The sequence below is a fragment of the Pseudoalteromonas peptidolytica genome (assembly GCF_012641745.1).
GTDB classification, from domain to species: Bacteria; Pseudomonadota; Gammaproteobacteria; order Enterobacterales; family Alteromonadaceae; genus Pseudoalteromonas; species Pseudoalteromonas peptidolytica.
Map to the genome: position 1 here is coordinate 92,953 of NZ_WEHZ01000001.1, position 16,407 is coordinate 109,359.

Annotated in this window: 17 protein-coding genes; 11 read left to right on the forward strand and 6 right to left on the reverse strand. The window is 43.2% G+C overall.

All coding sequences use genetic code 11. The features are described 5' to 3' along the window. Window positions 1-62: 62 nt before the first annotated feature. A complete protein-coding gene (locus tag F9Y84_RS00405) occupies window positions 63-716 on the forward strand; it encodes a response regulator transcription factor (RefSeq protein ID WP_125250582.1) in 654 nt (217 codons plus the stop codon). A gap of 47 nt (window positions 717-763) precedes the next feature. On the opposite strand, the gene F9Y84_RS00410 is transcribed toward F9Y84_RS00405, so the two are convergent. Genes F9Y84_RS00410 through F9Y84_RS00420 form a run of 3 tightly spaced genes read right to left on the reverse strand, consistent with a single transcriptional unit; the run spans window position 764 to window position 3,130 of the window. Next, a complete protein-coding gene (locus tag F9Y84_RS00410; RefSeq protein ID WP_147391037.1) occupies window positions 764-1,948 on the reverse strand; it encodes a vWA domain-containing protein in 1,185 nt (394 codons plus the stop codon). A 2-nt stretch (window positions 1,949-1,950) separates the two neighbouring features. Continuing rightward, window positions 1,951-2,787: an AAA family ATPase gene (locus tag F9Y84_RS00415; RefSeq protein WP_125250580.1), complete on the reverse strand. Its 837-nt coding sequence runs from the start codon at window positions 2,785-2,787 to the stop codon at window positions 1,951-1,953. Window positions 2,788-2,830: 43 nt separating this feature from the next. After that, entirely contained in the window at window positions 2,831-3,130 is a 300-nt protein-coding gene (locus F9Y84_RS00420) for a DUF1653 domain-containing protein (RefSeq protein ID WP_247652021.1), read from the reverse strand. Window positions 3,131-3,151: 21 nt separating this feature from the next. On the opposite strand from F9Y84_RS00420, the gene F9Y84_RS00425 reads away from it, so the two are divergent. The 10 genes from F9Y84_RS00425 to rpoS all read left to right on the forward strand — a co-directional run bounded on the left by F9Y84_RS00425 (window position 3,152) and on the right by rpoS (window position 11,135). Next, complete coding sequence (locus tag F9Y84_RS00425) at window positions 3,152-3,622, forward strand: DUF2947 domain-containing protein (RefSeq protein ID WP_147391036.1); 471 nt, start codon at window positions 3,152-3,154, stop codon at window positions 3,620-3,622. Window positions 3,623-3,722: 100 nt separating this feature from the next. Further along, entirely contained in the window at window positions 3,723-4,346 is a 624-nt protein-coding gene (locus F9Y84_RS00430; RefSeq protein WP_147391035.1) for a hypothetical protein, read from the forward strand. Between the two features lie 38 nt (window positions 4,347-4,384). Beyond that, window positions 4,385-4,678 carry a cell division protein FtsB gene (ftsB, locus tag F9Y84_RS00435; protein WP_125250577.1) on the forward strand — a complete coding sequence of 98 codons (294 nt, stop codon included), beginning with the start codon at window positions 4,385-4,387 and terminating at the stop codon, window positions 4,676-4,678. Continuing rightward, window positions 4,662-5,360 (forward strand): 2-C-methyl-D-erythritol 4-phosphate cytidylyltransferase, encoded by a 699-nt coding sequence (gene ispD / locus F9Y84_RS00440; RefSeq protein ID WP_128730885.1) that lies wholly within the window; start codon window positions 4,662-4,664, stop codon window positions 5,358-5,360. Before ftsB ends, ispD begins: the two co-directional genes overlap by 17 nt. Beyond that, window positions 5,353-5,829 carry a 2-C-methyl-D-erythritol 2,4-cyclodiphosphate synthase gene (gene ispF, locus F9Y84_RS00445; protein WP_147391034.1) on the forward strand — a complete coding sequence of 159 codons (477 nt, stop codon included), beginning with the start codon at window positions 5,353-5,355 and terminating at the stop codon, window positions 5,827-5,829. The genes ispD and ispF overlap by 8 nt, the downstream gene beginning before the upstream one ends. Next, window positions 5,826-6,833 carry a tRNA pseudouridine(13) synthase TruD gene (gene truD / locus F9Y84_RS00450; protein WP_147391033.1) on the forward strand — a complete coding sequence of 336 codons (1,008 nt, stop codon included), beginning with the start codon at window positions 5,826-5,828 and terminating at the stop codon, window positions 6,831-6,833. The genes ispF and truD overlap by 4 nt, the downstream gene beginning before the upstream one ends. A gap of 371 nt (window positions 6,834-7,204) precedes the next feature. Continuing rightward, a complete protein-coding gene (surE, locus tag F9Y84_RS00455; protein ID WP_147391039.1) occupies window positions 7,205-7,945 on the forward strand; it encodes a 5'/3'-nucleotidase SurE in 741 nt (246 codons plus the stop codon). Window positions 7,946-7,953: 8 nt separating this feature from the next. After that, the gene (locus F9Y84_RS00460) at window positions 7,954-8,592 is read left to right on the forward strand and encodes a protein-L-isoaspartate(D-aspartate) O-methyltransferase (RefSeq protein WP_147391032.1); all 639 of its coding nucleotides are present in this window, start codon (window positions 7,954-7,956) and stop codon (window positions 8,590-8,592) included. Window positions 8,593-9,270: 678 nt separating this feature from the next. Then, window positions 9,271-10,092, forward strand: coding sequence for a peptidoglycan DD-metalloendopeptidase family protein (locus tag F9Y84_RS00465; protein WP_147391103.1), 822 nt, complete (start codon window positions 9,271-9,273; stop codon window positions 10,090-10,092). 62 nt (window positions 10,093-10,154) lie between these two features. Next, a complete protein-coding gene (gene rpoS, locus F9Y84_RS00470) occupies window positions 10,155-11,135 on the forward strand; it encodes an RNA polymerase sigma factor RpoS (protein ID WP_125250571.1) in 981 nt (326 codons plus the stop codon). A 77-nt stretch (window positions 11,136-11,212) separates the two neighbouring features. Here the strand turns inward: rpoS and F9Y84_RS00475 are convergent, their stop codons facing one another. From F9Y84_RS00475 to pepA, 3 genes are all read right to left on the reverse strand, one after another. Then, the gene (locus F9Y84_RS00475; RefSeq protein WP_147391104.1) at window positions 11,213-14,062 is read right to left on the reverse strand and encodes a valine--tRNA ligase; all 2,850 of its coding nucleotides are present in this window, start codon (window positions 14,060-14,062) and stop codon (window positions 11,213-11,215) included. A 20-nt stretch (window positions 14,063-14,082) separates the two neighbouring features. Further along, window positions 14,083-14,529, reverse strand: coding sequence for a DNA polymerase III subunit chi (locus tag F9Y84_RS00480; RefSeq protein WP_147391105.1), 447 nt, complete (start codon window positions 14,527-14,529; stop codon window positions 14,083-14,085). A gap of 346 nt (window positions 14,530-14,875) precedes the next feature. After that, window positions 14,876-16,387, reverse strand: coding sequence for a leucyl aminopeptidase (gene pepA / locus F9Y84_RS00485; RefSeq protein ID WP_125250568.1), 1,512 nt, complete (start codon window positions 16,385-16,387; stop codon window positions 14,876-14,878). Between the last annotated feature and the right edge of the window lie 20 nt (window positions 16,388-16,407).

Genomic DNA, 16,407 nt, shown 5'->3' on the forward strand with positions numbered 1-16,407 from the left:
ATATAAACATACTATAACGGCTGTTATCTTTACGATAACAGCCGATTTTTTAGGAGCATAGCATGTATCAGTTTTTAATCGCGGATGATCATCCTCTATTTCGAGAGGCGCTTAAGGGGGCTCTAAAAGCGCAATTTGAAGGGCTAGAGGTATTCGAATCTGAAAACTTTGACACTACGCTCTCGGTCTTACAACAACAAGAAGAACTAGACCTACTGCTGCTCGACTTACATATGCCGGGCAATGGTGATTTATATGGACTAATTCGGATCCGAGAGGATCACCCAAGCCTCCCTGTTGTTGTCGTGTCGGGAAGCGAAGATCTTTCAATCATCTCAAAGGTGATGGGTTATGGTGCGATGGGGTTTATCCCAAAAGCAGCATCGGTCGAGCAAATTACAGAAGCTATCGAACAAGTGCTTGATGGAGAAAGTTGGTTACCAGAAGGAATGAAAGACAAAGTCGCAGAGCTAGAGGGGGAAGATAAAGAGCTTGCGCAGCAGGTTGCGTCATTAACACCGCAGCAATATAAAGTATTGCAATACCTTCATGAAGGCCTGTTAAATAAACAAATTGCCTATGAATTAAATATCTCAGAAGCGACGGTAAAGGCACACATTACTGCTATTTTCAGAAAGCTAGGGGTCTATAATCGTACCCAAGCCGTATTGATTGCTTCAAAACTACAATTAGAACCTATTGAAGCGAATGAGTAACCTCGCATCATTGCTTGCAAGACGCTTTCCTTGCAAGCAAGACTCTTTTAGCTTAACTCTTTAAACGCCTGACTTAGTCCCTCAATTGTTAGCGGATACATTCGGTCTTGCATTAATTGATTTATTAGCTCGATTGAATGGTAGTAAGACCAATAACTTTGCGGCTGAGGATTAAGCCAAGCCACCTTACTAAAGTGATTGGTTAAACGGTTCAGCCACGTGGCTCCAGCCTCTTGATTCCAATGCTCTACGCTACCGCCGGGATAGGTGATTTCATAGGGGCCCATTGTCGCGTCACCAACAAATATTAGCCGATAGTCTGAGCCATAACGGTTAATTAGCTGATAAGTGTCAAGCAATTCGCTGTCACGACGGTCATTATCGTGCCAAACATGTTCGTACACACAATTATGGAAGTAAAAAAATTCAAGATGCTTAAACTCACCGTGTGCGGCACTAAAAAGTTGCTCACATAGCTGGATATGGTCATCCATGGAGCCACCAATATCAAACAGCATCAAGACTTTAACTGAGTTATGTCGCTCTGGTGCCATTTTTACATCTAACATGCCGCCTTGTCTTGCGGTGGCACGAATAGTCTCATTCAGATCAAGCTGATCACTTGCCCCGCTGCGTGCAAATTTACGCAACTGCTTAAGAGCTAATTTGATATTGCGGCTGCTAATATCAGTATTGCAATCGAGGTTGCGGTATTGCCGTTTGTCCCAAACTTTTACTGCTCTGCGATGGCGATTTCCATCTTGGCCAATGCGGATCCCTTCAGGATTATAGCCGTAAGCCCCAAAAGGTGAAGTGCCCCCTGTACCAACCCACCTATTGCCGCCAGCGTGACGTTTTTGTTGCTCTGCCAAGCGTGCTTTCAACGTTTCAATGAGCTTATCGAGTCCACCCATTGCGTTGAGTTTGGCTTTTTCTTCTTCAGACAGTGATTTCTCAAATTCTTTACGCAGCCAATCCTCAGGTAATTGCTGCTGTTGAAGTTTTGAGAAGAGGTCTATTGACTCTATTCCCTCAAAGTAATCAGCAAACGCACGATCGAATTTATCAAACAAAGTTTCATCTTTCACGAAGATGGTTTTTGCCAAAAAGTAAAAGCCGTCCAAATCGGCAAAGCACACCTCTTTATCAAGTGCTTCTAGACAGTCCAGTAATTCTCGCAAACTTGCTTTAATACCGTAACGTCTAAGTGTGAGTACAAAATCAATAAGCATGATCAGCGTCGGCTCATAAAGGCGAGTTTTTCAACCAAAGAAACATCTTGTTCATTTTTAAGTAGTGCGCCGAATAATGGCATCAAGCCACCTTGATTGGATTTATCGTGTAATGTCTCAGGGGAAATATCTTCTGCGAGCAATAGTTTTAACCAGTCAAGCAGCTCACTCGTACTGGGCTTTTTCTTTAAGTTTGGTGTGTCGCGTAATTGGAAAAAGCTTTCAAGAGCACGTTGTACCAAGCTCGATTTAATATGTGGAAAATGCACATCCACAATTTGCTGCATCTCTTCTTTGCTTGGGAAGTCGATATAATGGAAAAAGCAGCGGCGTAAAAAGGCATCTGGCAGCTCTTTTTCATTATTTGAAGTAATAATAACGATGGGGCGCACCTTTGCCTTTATTTGCTCGTTAGTTTCGTAAACGTGAAATTCCATTTTATCGAGTTCTAACAGTAGATCATTGGGAAATTCAATATCAGCTTTATCGATTTCATCTATGAGTAAAACAGGGCGTTTTGTGGCGGTAAACGCCTGCCATAATTTTCCTTTGATGATGTAGTTACTAACATCGTTAACGCGAGGGTCGCCAAGTTGGCTGTCGCGCAAACGCGAGACCGCATCGTATTCGTACAAGCCTTGCTGGGCCTTGGTGGTTGACTTTATATGCCATTGGATTAACTCTGTGTCTAAACTTTTAGCAAGTTCTTCAGCGAGTAAGGTTTTACCTGTACCAGGTTCGCCTTTAATTAAGAGTGGTTTTTCTAATACAATGGCCGCATTCACGGCCTGTTGTAGTGCAGAGGTAGCAATATATTGATCAGTACCTTTAAACATAATTCAGCTTCTTGTGGTCAGATGAGATAACCGCATCTTGCCACAATCAGCTTTTCGCTGCCAACCCTGCTTCGGTTTCAATTAAGGTAAAGCGAGGTACCGCCTCGCCTTCGACCATAACGTTTTCTAAAAACATTTCAAGTGGCCTAACCCAAAAGCTCATATCTCCATATAGGGTTTGATAAACCACTTGTTTTTCCTGCGTTTCACTGTGTGTTGCCAAAGCATGCACACGATAAAGTTTTCCTTTGTAGTGGCGGTAAATTCCAGGTGTGATATCCACTAATTCAAGCTCCAAAAAATAAAAGCCGTACGTGACGGACTGAAATGTTATAATCCGTGCCATTAAGACTGAAGGTGTTTAAAGATGAATTATATTGCGCTGGACGATTATAAGAAAGCTTGGGTTTTCAAACATAAAGATCTTCCAATCGAAGCTGCCGATTTGGCATTGATAAAACCAATGTCTGCGGCGCGTGCAGCGGTGCTTTGGAGCACCATGGTGAGCAACGAAAAAGATCACCCAGATTTTTTTGATAAAACAGATTGGGTTGGCAAAGCTGAGTCATGGCAAGAAACCCTTAGTTGGGAACAGCCCTGGGAGGCTGGTGAGCAATTTCCAGAAGCGATTGAGCAATTTCTTGATTGGCAAGCCAATACCACGGTGTATTTTTGTCTCTCTCGAGATGATGCAATTGAGACCCGCTTTGATGTGTTCAAACGGTGTTGGCAAAACTTTATGTTTTTGACGGATGGAAGTTTCCTAATTGGTAAAAAACGTAGTTCGGTAGTCCAGTTTATGGCTGAAGGAGAAGCTAAACTAGGAACTAAACCATAAGGCTTATTCAGCTGCGCACTTTGCTTTGATTTGAAACATGGCTAGTGTATAAAGGATGTACACCGGTCTACGTTGATAGATTGTACCGATAGGAGGCGTTTTGGAGCAGCAGCAAAATACAATTTGGTATGATGAAGCATCACGCCTGATGTTTGCAGAACTTGTAAATGTATTTTATGCCAGAGAACTGCCAAAACTTGCTGAATTATCTGATCATCAACGTCTTCAGCGTTTGTTAAACAGCCTACCGTATTATGTGGAGCGTGCTGCTACTCACATTATTCATGGTGATGTACCGCTTGAACTAGACAGCTTTAATGGCTGTTGGCTGGCAAAACAAAAAACTCAGCCAAAAAGTGATAAAGTAGCCAATGAGGCATTTTTTTTAAACAAAGTAAAAGTTGGGTTAGTGGCTCCAGTTCTTTGTGCTGAACTTTCGGGTGTTACTGTGCGATTAGATAGTGTTGATCAAATTTGCGCTTCAGGAAAAGTCCATTGTAATCAGTTTGGCTGGTTTGCGATGAACGGTGACAGCTTAACGCCACCGGAGACGCAATCTATTGAGCTGTTAAAACCCAAAAAAGCCTTGATGGTTGCTGCGTGCTGCGGTCACACTTGGCATTACGGTAAAGCGGCACCACCGCGCAGGCTAACATTAAGAGAAATGTTATTAGCCAGTGCGATTAATTGGTCACACGTACAAAAAATAAAGACGAGTCAATAATCCAAAAGTGGCTCAATGGTAGAAGTTTGGAATAAACGATGCGATTTTTTCAATTAGCGCTGTTCGTGTTAGCGCTATTTATTCAATATAGACTCTGGTTCGGCCACAACGGCGTGGAGGATTACACGCGGATTAAATCTGTAGTTAAATCGCACCAAGAAACTAACACCAACCTAAGCAAAAGAAATAAACTACTCAAAGCGGATATTGAAGATCTCAAGCTGGGCCTCGAAGGGGTTGAAGAGCGGGCTCGTCATGAGCTTGGCATGATCAAGCCTGGCGAAACCTTCATCCGCGTATTACCTAAAGTACCCCATGAAAAGAAACGATAAATTAGCGGTTATTATTCCAGCTGCCGGTGTCGGCAGTAGAATGCAGGCACAGGTGCCTAAGCAGTATATCCCTTTATTGGGCAAACCTATTTTAGTGCACACATTAGAAAAATTAGCGAAACTGGATGGCGTTGAGCAGTTCATGGTGGCCGTATCGAAAGAAGATAGCTATTTTACTACGAGCTTGCTGCCGGACAGTCGCTTTGGTCACTGTGACGGTGGTAAGGAGCGTGCTGATTCCGTGTTGCTCGCTCTACGAGCGTTAGCTTCGAGTAAGCCTGATTGGGTACTCGTGCATGATGCTGCTCGACCTCTCGTCGCGCTTGAAGACATTCATCACTTGATAGCAAAGTGTGTTAATGAGGGACAAGGTGGCATACTGGCTGCCAGAGTTAAAGATACGATTAAATGTGGTGCTGAATTGGTGCAAAAAACGGTGCCGAGAGAGTCTTTATGGCAGGCTTTCACACCGCAAATGTTTAAGTATGAAGAGTTATTGGCGGCACTGGAGCTTGGGTTAGCGCAAGGCGCTAATATTACAGATGAAGCGTCAGCGATGGAATTACAAAAAAAACCAGTTCAGTTGATAGCCGCACGCACAGATAATATTAAGATCACCACTCCGGAGGATTTACCTCTGGCGGAGTTTATTATTCAACAACAAGGTAAGCAGCATGATTAGAATTGGCCACGGATTTGATGTTCATAAATTTGGTGGTGCTGGACCGCTGATAATTTGTGGCGAAAAAATTCCTTATGAACAGGGGTTTATTGCTCACTCTGATGGAGATGTGGCGATTCATGCGTTATGTGATGCTTTATTAGGTGCGCTCGCACTTGGAGACATTGGTAAACACTTTCCTGACACTGCGAGTGAATTTGAAAATATAGACAGTCGTATTTTGTTGCGCCGTGTTATGGAACAAGTGAAGGCTCGAGGTTATCAAATTGGGAATATTGACGTCACCATTGTAGCTCAAGCGCCGAAAATGCGACCTCATATCGATGCGATGCGCGGTAATATTGCGACGGACTGTGAAACCCAACTAGACCAAGTTAATGTGAAAGCAACTACCACAGAAAAACTGGGGTTTGAGGGGCGCAAAGAAGGGATCTCAAGTCACGCAGTCGTGCTGTTGGTTAAAACATGAAGACATTAAATTATCTATATGGTAAACCCCTCTCTGATGGTGACTTCAAGTCACAACCAGAGGACTTTCGGGTTGAAGAGATCTTAGACATACCTTTTACTGGTGAAGGTGAGCATGTTTGCTTACAAATCGTTAAAAAGGGCGAAAATACCGCATATGTGGCGAAGAAATTAGCAGAGTTTGCGCAGCTCCCTCCTCGTGAGGTGAGTTATGCTGGTATTAAAGATAGGCATGGTGTTTGTACCCAATGGTTTAGTGTACCGGTGCCAATAAAAAAACCTTTGGACTTTAGCGCGCTCAATAGTGACTCAATCTTTATTGTAAAACAGGTAAGACATAACCGAAAACTGAAAACAGGCTGCCATAAAGGTAATCGTTTCGCCATTACGTTACGTAACGTCACTGAGCCACTCGATATTTTGTCTCGTATTAACGCAGTGCGTCAGGGAGTCCCAAATTACTTTGGTGAGCAGCGTTTTGGTCATGATGGTCACAACCTTGATATGGCACAGAGATTGTTTGATGGTGAAAAAATTCGAGATAAAAAGCTCAGAGGCCTGGTTTTGTCCGCGGCGAGGTCACACCTTTTTAATCAAGTCGTGAGTCGTCGAGTTGCTGAACATGGCTTGGCAACCACCTGGCATCGTGAAATATTCCTTTTAAATGGCAGTAATGCTTTTTTTGAATCAGATATTGATTGCGAATTAATAGAACGACTGTTAGGTAACGATATTCTGCTTTCTGCGCCATTAGTTGGTAAAGGTGAAAAAGGGTTACTACCACAAGAGCGAGAGTGGTTGAGTTCATTTTCACAGTGGCATAATGGGTTGGCTGAGTTTGGTATGAAGAGTGAGCGTAGAGCACTCAGATTAATGCCACAAGAGTTCAAAGTTAGTATGACCGAACAAAGTTCTATGGTACTTGAATTTAGTTTGCCAAAAGGTACTTTTGCAACCGCTGTGCTCAGAGAGCTTGTCAATCACCGTGACGCTAGTAAGAAATAGTCAAAGTTCCAGGTGAGTAATATTAATTTGCTTAATTGAGTGTAAGCGGACTAGGTTAAGAGAAAATGGTGTGGCAGCGCTACTACCTAAGCTTGCTATTGCCAAGGTACCTACAGCGCTATAGGCAGACTCAAAGTTTGTAACTTCGACGTTTTAAGGATGAGGTGTTTATTGCAGCGAACGTCAAACTTACGCCTGCAAATTGAGTAGGTATTAAAGCAAAACGATATTAACTGGTGCTAGCAGTCATTGTGAAGAGTGCTAATATTAAGTCAACAGCTGGTTCGGCTTGCTTGCAACCTATTGACTAATCAAAATAAAAAAATCAGATGGCAACAAGCTACGCATTGCCTGCCAAAGAAGAGGTAAAAATGAAGATCCTATTAAGTAATGATGATGGTGTTCACGCCAAAGGGATTGCTATTTTGTATCAAGCATTGTCTCAGATAGCTGATGTTACGGTGATTGGTCCAGACCGAAACTGTAGTGGTGCTAGTAACTCATTAACGCTTTTAAATCCTTTACGAGCAACGACATTAGATAATGGCTTTATTTCGGTGAATGGCACGCCAACGGACTGTGTTCACTTAGGTGTCAGCAAACTTACTGATGAATTGCCTGATTTAGTGGTTGCAGGTATTAATAATGGCGCCAATCTTGGTGATGATACGCTATATTCAGGAACCGTTGCTGCTGCGACTGAGGGACGGCATTTAGGGCTACCTGCCATTGCGGTATCACTGTGTTCAAAAAATGAAGCGCACTATGAAACCGCAGCACATGTGACAATAGAGATCATTAAAAAGTTGGCAAATCACCCACTGCCAAAAGACCAAATCATTAATATCAATGTACCAGATATTCCCCTTGATGAACTCAAGGGAATAAAAGTAACGCGTTTGGGAGCGCGTCACAAAGCTGACACGATGACAGAGCAAATAGATCCTTGGGGTAGAAGCGTATATTGGTACGGCACTCTTGGGCGTGAAAATGATGCTGGAGAAGGGACTGATTTTCATGCAGTGAATAATGGTTATGCTGCAATTACTCCGTTAAAAGTTGATATGACCGCCCACGAAAGCTTAGATGCAGTGGCTAGCTGGTTATTGTAGAGGCGCGTGTGCTGAATAATTATCAGGGCAGCGCCAATGCGCTAGTGGCGCTGTTAAAACAACAAGGAGTCGTAGACAAACAAATACTTGAGGTAATGGCAAGTACCCCAAGGCACATGTTTGTCGACGAAGTGTTGAAGCATAAATCTTATGAAAACACAGCGCTTCCTATTGGACAAGGACAAACTATTTCTCAGCCTTTTATTGTCGCAAAAATGACTGAAGTATTGAAACAAGTTGGCGTAAAGGGAAGTATATTAGAGGTTGGTACTGGCTCTGGATATCAAACAGCCATTCTTGCACAGGTTTTTGAGCAGGTATTTAGCATAGAGCGAATTAAATCATTACAGTGGCAAGCTAGAAGACGGCTTCACTTATTAGACTTATACAATGTCACAATGAAGCATGGGGATGGGTGGAAAGGTTGGCCATCAAAAGCCCCGTTTGCTGGCATTATTGTCACCGCAGCAGCACAATCGGTGCCTGATGACTTACTTGCTCAGCTACAAGACGGAGGTGCAATGATCATCCCAATCGGTGTTGAGACACAAACGTTGACTTTATTTGTCAAAAAGAGAGAGCAATATATTCGTCATGCCTTAGCGCCAGTACGCTTTGTACCTTTGGTTGCCGGTGAAGTGAGTTAGACAATAATATACAGCCGATGTCAAAAACTCTAGCTACTTATCCGAAGCTCAGGCTGTTTACTACTCAACTGCGCTCAAATTAATTTAAGCAAATAGCGTAAAGGCGGCCTTCAAATTAGATAATCTGGACTCGAGATATTGATACCAATTAGCCTTAATACTTGCACAATTTGAAGGGGGAAATCTGACGCTAACAGCGTTAAAAAATTCTTATTTAGAACAACTAAATAGCAAAATTTTTGTCTGGCTTCCACGGAGGTCGCTATCGCAGCGTTAGTAGAATGCGGGAGTAGTGTTATTGACAAGATTTCCTTGCCTTAAAAAAGCAAACTTTACTAAGATAATTGATATAAATTGTTCTCTAGTAGCTGCAATCCCATACTACTGCGTTTAGCTTGTTTGCAATAGGCTAGCTATTGACGCAAAAGCTTGCCTTAGATTAAGAAGTAGTCTCAAGCCAGAGTAATAGTACACCTGTTGAGCTTAGGTCTTTAGTTGACTCGAGTCCAAGTTAAATTAAGGACAAGTTGTAGCTTTGACTTTTAGATGCCGTGAAGCTGAACTCACATAGCAACTACATAAAATATCTCTATTTTTTCCAGTAAAGTGTGAAAATACAATAAATTTAAGTTAGATTAATATGAAAGTAGTCCTTATTCATACTGGAAAATATAAGTAATGCGCAAGCCTAGGGTCATTATATCGATTTGTTTAAGCGGCTTGCTTGTTGCTTGTTCATCAAATCATACCCCAGCACCTGTTACTACATTGTATTCTGGTAAGACCACTTCGACACATAAAATTAATATAAACGGAAGTAGTTACAAAGTTAAAAAAGGCGATACTTTATTTGCAATTGCATTTAGTGCTAACAAAGATGTAAGAACGCTTGCGAAAATCAATAAAATTAAGCCCCCGTACACTATCTATCCGAATCAAATTATACGCTTAGAGTATCCAGTAAATAAGAATAAAAAGAACAATAAATATACAAAAGTAAACCGCAAGTCTCAGTCTTTAAAACAAAAAAGTAACAAAATCGCTAAAAAAGAGCTTGATAAGCCAAAACAACGAGAGTATGTTCAAAGACAAGCCACACAAAAATCTAATAGTGCCAAGGCTTTGTATAATAATAAGGTACTATGGAAATGGCCGACTGAAGGAAAGGTAACACGTCAGTTTTCAGTTAAAGAAAACGGTTACAAGGGGTTAGAAATCTCTAATAAACCTGGTACTTCAGTAAGGGCTGCTGCTGGCGGTGTAGTTGTATATGCAGGGAGCGCACTGCGAGGATACGGTAATTTAATCATTTTGAAACATACAGATGATTATCTAAGCGCCTATGCTCATAACGCTAAGTTACTCGTCAGGGAACAGCAAAAAGTTAAAGTTGGGGAAAAAATTGCCGAAATGGGTAGTACAGACGCTTCTAAGACGGCACTGAGGTTTGAGATCCGTTTTAAAGGCCAAGCTGTAAACCCGGCAAAATACTTGCCATAAAGTATGTGAGTACATCGATTAGGTCGAGTACCCGTACTTTTATTCGCTTGGGGAGAATACTTATGGCTCACACTGCAAAATTACCTACAAAATCAACTCCAGAGTTAGATAAGTTTGACGATGACAACATCGACGAACCAAAAGATGAATTGCTCGAAGATCTCGAAGATGACGAAGATGTTTTTGCCAAAGAAGAAGTGGTTAAAAACTTGGACGCTACTCAGCTTTATTTAGGTGAAATTGGATTTTCCCCTCTGCTCAGTGCAGAAGAAGAAGTGTATTTTGCACGCAAGGCACTCAGAGGCTGTGAAGCTTCACGCAAACGGATGATTGAGAGCAATTTAAGGCTAGTTGTGAAAATAGCGCGCCGTTACAACAACCGTGGCTTAGCTTTACTTGACCTGATTGAAGAGGGGAACCTGGGGCTCATAAGAGCTGTAGAAAAATTTGACCCGGAACGCGGGTTTAGATTTTCTACCTATGCAACTTGGTGGATCCGCCAAACCATCGAGCGAGCGATAATGAATCAGACTCGCACTATTCGTTTACCAATCCATGTCGTAAAAGAGCTCAATGTGTATCTGCGTACTGCTCGAGAGTTGACGCAAAAGTTAGATCATGAACCCACTGCGGAAGAAATCGCTGAGTGCCTCGATAAACCAGTCGAAGAAGTCAGTAAGATGCTACGTTTGAATGAGAAGATCACCTCAGTAGATACGCCTATTGGTGGTGAAAATGACAAAGCACTGCTCGATATTATCGCAGACGAAAAGGGTGGTGGTCCAGAAACTGAAGTACAAAGCAATGATATTAATAAGCATATCGTTGACTGGCTTGGTGAACTTAATCCAAAGCAGCGAGAAGTGTTGGCAAGACGCTTTGGTCTACTTGGCTATGAACCATCTACGCTTGAAGATGTTGGCCGCGAAATAGGCTTAACTAGAGAGCGTGTAAGACAAATCCAAGTAGAAGCACTGAGACGTTTAAAAGACATTTTACAGCACGAAGGGCTGAGCACAGACAGTTTATTTGAACAACAGTAAAATTAGTATTATGAAAAAAGCCGCAATTTTGCGGCTTTTTCGATTTTATAGCTAAAAAGCTGGACAATAGAAAGCGATTATAAGCTTTCTATCTTAGCTTTTTGTTCAAGTAGCTTTGTTTTCGCATCGCTAAACTCAGCTAATTTCGCTTTTTCTTTAGCAAGTACTGCTTCAGGTGCATTGCTTACAAACTTTTCGTTCGCAAGTTTTTTCTCAACCTGAGCTAGGCCTTTTTCTGCTTTTTCAAGCTGTTTAGCAATACGCGCAAGCTCTGCTTCAACATCAATCAGGCCTGCCATTGGGATCATAATCTCAAGGTCGCCAATAAATGCAGTTGCACAAGCAGGTGCTTCGTCTTTGCTTGCGAGTAAGTCTACTGTTTCCAGTTTCGCTAATGCGCTTAAGAAAGCTTGATTTTCTTCTAGACGACGCTTGTCTTCGTCGCTTGCACCAGCAAGTAACACGTTTAACGGCTTACTTGGGCTGATATCCATTTCACCACGAATATTACGGACAGCGATAATAAATTGCTTCACCCACTCAAGGTCTGCCATCGCTTGCGCATCAACTTTGCTTTCGTCAAATACAGGGAAGGCTTCAAGCATAATTGTCTTTGCTTCGACCCCAGCGATTGGTGCTACACGTTGCCAAATGGTCTCTGTGATATAAGGCATTAGTGGGTGCATCAAACGAAGTAAGCCTTCCAACACGGTAATAAGCGTATGGCGTGTACCACGCTGCTGTGCTTCATTGCCTTTAAACAGAATTGGCTTTGTTAGCTCAAGATACCAGTCGCAGAATTGGTTCCATGTGAACTCATAAATCGTATTTGCTGCAAGGTCAAAACGGTAGTTATCTAAGTGCTCAGAGAACACCTTAACCGTATTTTGGAATTGCCCTAAAATCCAACGATCGGCAAGAGAATACACTTTTTCGTTCTCATTGAAGCCACAGTCTTGTTCTTCTGTGTTCATCAATACATAACGGCTAGCATTCCAAAGCTTGTTGCAGAAGTTACGGTAACCTTCAAGACGATTCATATCCCAGTTGATATCACGTCCCGTTGACGCCATTGCTGCTAGGGTAAAGCGCAAGGCATCTGTGCCGTGTGCTTCAATACCATCGGCAAATGTTTTGCGCGTGTTTTTCTCAATTTTTGCAGCTAGTTGTGGCTGCATCATGTTGCCCGTGCGTTTAGTCACTAGGCTCTCAAGATCGATACCATCAATCATGTCTAGTGGGTCTAACACGTTACCTTTTGACTTAGACATCTTATCGCCATTTTCATCGCGAATAAGGCCAGTCACATAAACGGTCTTAAATGGAACTTGAGGTTTACCATCTTCATCTTTGATGAAGTGCATGGTCATCATGATCATGCGAGCTACCCAGAAGAAGATAATGTCGAAACCAGTAACCAAGGTATCTGAAGGGTGAAATACCTTTAGATCTTCTGTGTTTTCAGGCCAACCTAATGTTGAGAAAGTCCACAGTGCTGAAGAGAACCAAGTGTCTAATACGTCTTCATCTTGTGTAAGTACTACGCTTGCATCAAGGTTATGGTTTTGACGTACTTCTACTTCGTCACGGCCAACATATACATTACCTTCATTATCATACCAAGCTGGGATCCTGTGGCCCCACCAAAGTTGACGGGAAATACACCAGTCTTGAACATCACGCATCCAAGAAAAGTACATGTTCTCGTATTGCTTAGGTACGAATTGAATATCACCATCTTCTACCGCTTTTACCGCAGGCTCTGCAAGAGGAGCTACGCGAACATACCACTGATCGGTAAGTAGTGGCTCGATAACTACGCCAGAGCGGTCGCCGTAAGGCACAGTTAGGCTGTGGTCGTCGATTTTTTCAAGTAGACCAAGCTGCTCAAACTCGTCAATAATTAGCTTGCGCGCATCGAAACGGTCAAGGCCGTGGAAACGCTCTGGAATTGGGGCATCCATCGCTTCAAGTGGCTTACCATCAAAAGTAAAGCACTCACCCGTATTCAGAACAGCTGCGTCTTTGTTGAACACGTTGATCATTGGCAGCTCATGACGCTTACCAACTTCGTTATCGTTAAAGTCGTGTGCTGGTGTGATCTTTACGCAGCCTGTACCTTTCTCCATATCCGCATGTTCATCAGCAACGATAGGGATGCGACGGTTGACGATAGGAAGTAGAATTTCTTTGCCAATTAAGTCTTGGTAACGTTCATCATCCGGGTTTACTGCAACACCAGTGTCACCTAGCATGGTCTCTGGACGTGTGGTTGCTACGATAATGTAGTCTTTACCATCTTTAGTGGTTATGCCATCCGCAAGCGGGTAGCGCAAATTCCACATATGACCCTGTTTATCTTTGTTTTCAACTTCTAAATCAGAAATCGCAGTGTGTAATTTTGGATCCCAGTTAACAAGGCGCTTACCGCGGTAGATTAAGTCATCTTGATATAGGCGCACGAATACTTCTTTTACCGCTTCAGACAGGCCATCGTCCATGGTAAAACGTTCTCTATCCCAATCTACAGATGCACCTAAACGGCGTAACTGTTTGGTGATTGTGCCACCTGATTGCTCTTTCCATTCCCAGATTTTATTGATGAATTCGTCACGGCCTAAATCATGGCGTGATTTACCTTCTTCGGCTGCAAGCTTACGCTCAACCACCATCTGAGTTGCAATACCTGCATGGTCAGTGCCCACTTGCCAAAGCGTGTTCTTGCCTTTCATACGCTGGTAGCGGATCAACGTGTCCATGATAGTGTCTTGGAACGCGTGGCCCATGTGTAGACTACCTGTGACATTCGGCGGTGGGATCATAATCGAGTATGCGTCACCATTGCCTGATGGCTTAAAGTAGCCATTTGACTCCCAGTCTTGATACAAAGACTGTTCAATATCTTGTGGATTGTAGGTTTTATCCATTACACAGAACCCTAAAAATGCTATTTCTCAATGTCTTCAGTGGAAATTGTTGCGCCAAGTGCACGAAGTTGCTTAAAGCGTTCTCGCGCGGCTTGCTTAGCGCTGGCTTCAACAGGCACAAAATCTATCACCTGCTCAAAGCGACGAATAAAGTCAGGGATGACCCGAGCCAGATTAATGAGCACGGGGCGACGAGCAGCAGGAGGCATAGTGCCAATTTCCACTGGTGCGCCGCCTTTGGGGCCTTCGCCTTGTAAGTTGTGGGGCACAAATCTGTCTGCGTCAAAACACCAAAGATGCTCATCGAATAAATGAGCGTCGTCAGTATTATCCACGTTAACAAAGATACGGTGTCCAGCTTGATATAAGCTCGCCGCAGTTTGTGCTGCCAGATCAAAATGAGCCGGAACGCTAACCCCCGGCTCATCGCTTTGTTTTAACACGTAAAAGCGCGCTTTGATAGTCATGATAATAATACCAGTTGCGAGGAGTATTGTGGTTTGCCACTGGCTCCACAGCTGCTCAATATCTGTAATGTTTTTACTGTGATTGAGTAGACTAATAAAGTTAGTATGCGCGGCTTAGTTTAAAACTAAATATAGCGCCATATAAATGCACATAAATAAGGCTGTATTCTGCCATATAAAGGCAATACCATCAATCAAGAACCAAACTAAGCAGAATAAAATATAATAAGTGGTGGGGATCGCCGACTTGGGAAATTTAAGTACTCTGTAGCCTTTGGCTATGATGGGGGAATAGGCCGTGATCTGATGTCGCGAACTTGCTTAAACAAGTTCGCGACCAAAAGTGTTAATCTTGCTGTGCATCCGTGATATTGGCGCGATTCAGTAAATATTGCATCAGCATAGGCACAGGACGGCCCGTGGCGCCTTTGTTTTTGCCGCTACGCCATGCGGTACCCGCGATGTCTAAATGCGCCCAGTTGTATTTTTTAGTAAACTTAGATAAGAAGCATGCTGCTGTGATTGTGCCAGCTGCACGACCGCCTAAGTTAGTAAAGTCTGCAAATGGGCTTTCTAACTGCTCTTGATAATCATCCCAAAGTGGCAGTTGCCATGCTCTGTCACCACTTTGCTCAGATGCTTTGAGTAAATCATGGGCTAGCGGGTTGTGGTTAGATAACAAACCTGTGGCATGACTGCCAAGTGCGACAATGCAGGCACCAGTGAGTGTTGCAACATCTACAACCGTCTCTGGCTCGAAGGCTTCAACATACGTTAAGGCATCACATAGCACCAACCTACCCTCGGCATCCGTGTTAAGTACTTCAACGGTCTGGCCAGACATAGTTGTTAGAATGTCGCCAGGGCGATAAGCATCGCCGCTAGGCATGTTTTCACAGCCTGCTAATACACCTATGACGTTAAGTGGTAGCTGCATTTGTACTACTGCGCGCATCAAACCAAGCACGCCAGCGGCACCCCCCATGTCGTATTTCATTTCGTCCATGGCTTCTCCTGGTTTTATAGAGATGCCACCGGAGTCGAAAGTGAGCCCTTTGCCCACGAATACGATTGGTGCTTGCCCTTCATCACCACCATTATAGTGGATCACCGACATCACCGACTCGTTATGGCTGCCACGGCCAACCGCTAGGTAAGAGTGCATACCCAGCTCTTCCATTTCTTGTTCGCCAACAAGGTTTACCGTCACATTATCAAAGTCTTCAGCCAATTGTTGTGCCTGCTCACCTAAATAGCGTGGGTTACAGATATTTGGTGGCATATTTGCTACGTCTTTACACAGCTTGCTTCCCGCGGCGATCGCTAGGCCATGTTCAATCGCGCTTTCACCAATAGTTAGTTCACGGCGTGTGGGGACGTTAAACACTATTTTGCGAAGTGGGCGTCTTGCTTCGCTCTTTTTACTCTTTAATTGATTAAAGGTATATAAACAGTCTTGTGTGGTCTCAACAGCTTGGCGAACTTTCCAATAGGTGTCACGGCCTTTTACATGTTGTTCTGTTAAGAAACATACCGCTTCCATTGAGCCGGTTTCATTCAATGTATTGATGGTCTTTGAGATGATTTGTTTATATTGCTTGTCGTCTAATTCTCTTTCTTTACCACAGCCGACCAATAAAACACGTTCACTTAACACGTTAGGAACATGGTGCAGCAGTAAAACTTGTCCTGGTTTGCCTTCAAGATCACCACGTCTGAGTAAGTTGGAGATGTAGCCTTCGCTTATTTTATCCAGCTGTTCACCAATTGGTGAGAGACGGCGTGGTTCATATACACCTACAACAATACATGCGCTGCGCTGTTTCTCTGGACTACCACTTTTAACGCTGAATTCCATTGCGACTCCTGAGTCTTTGT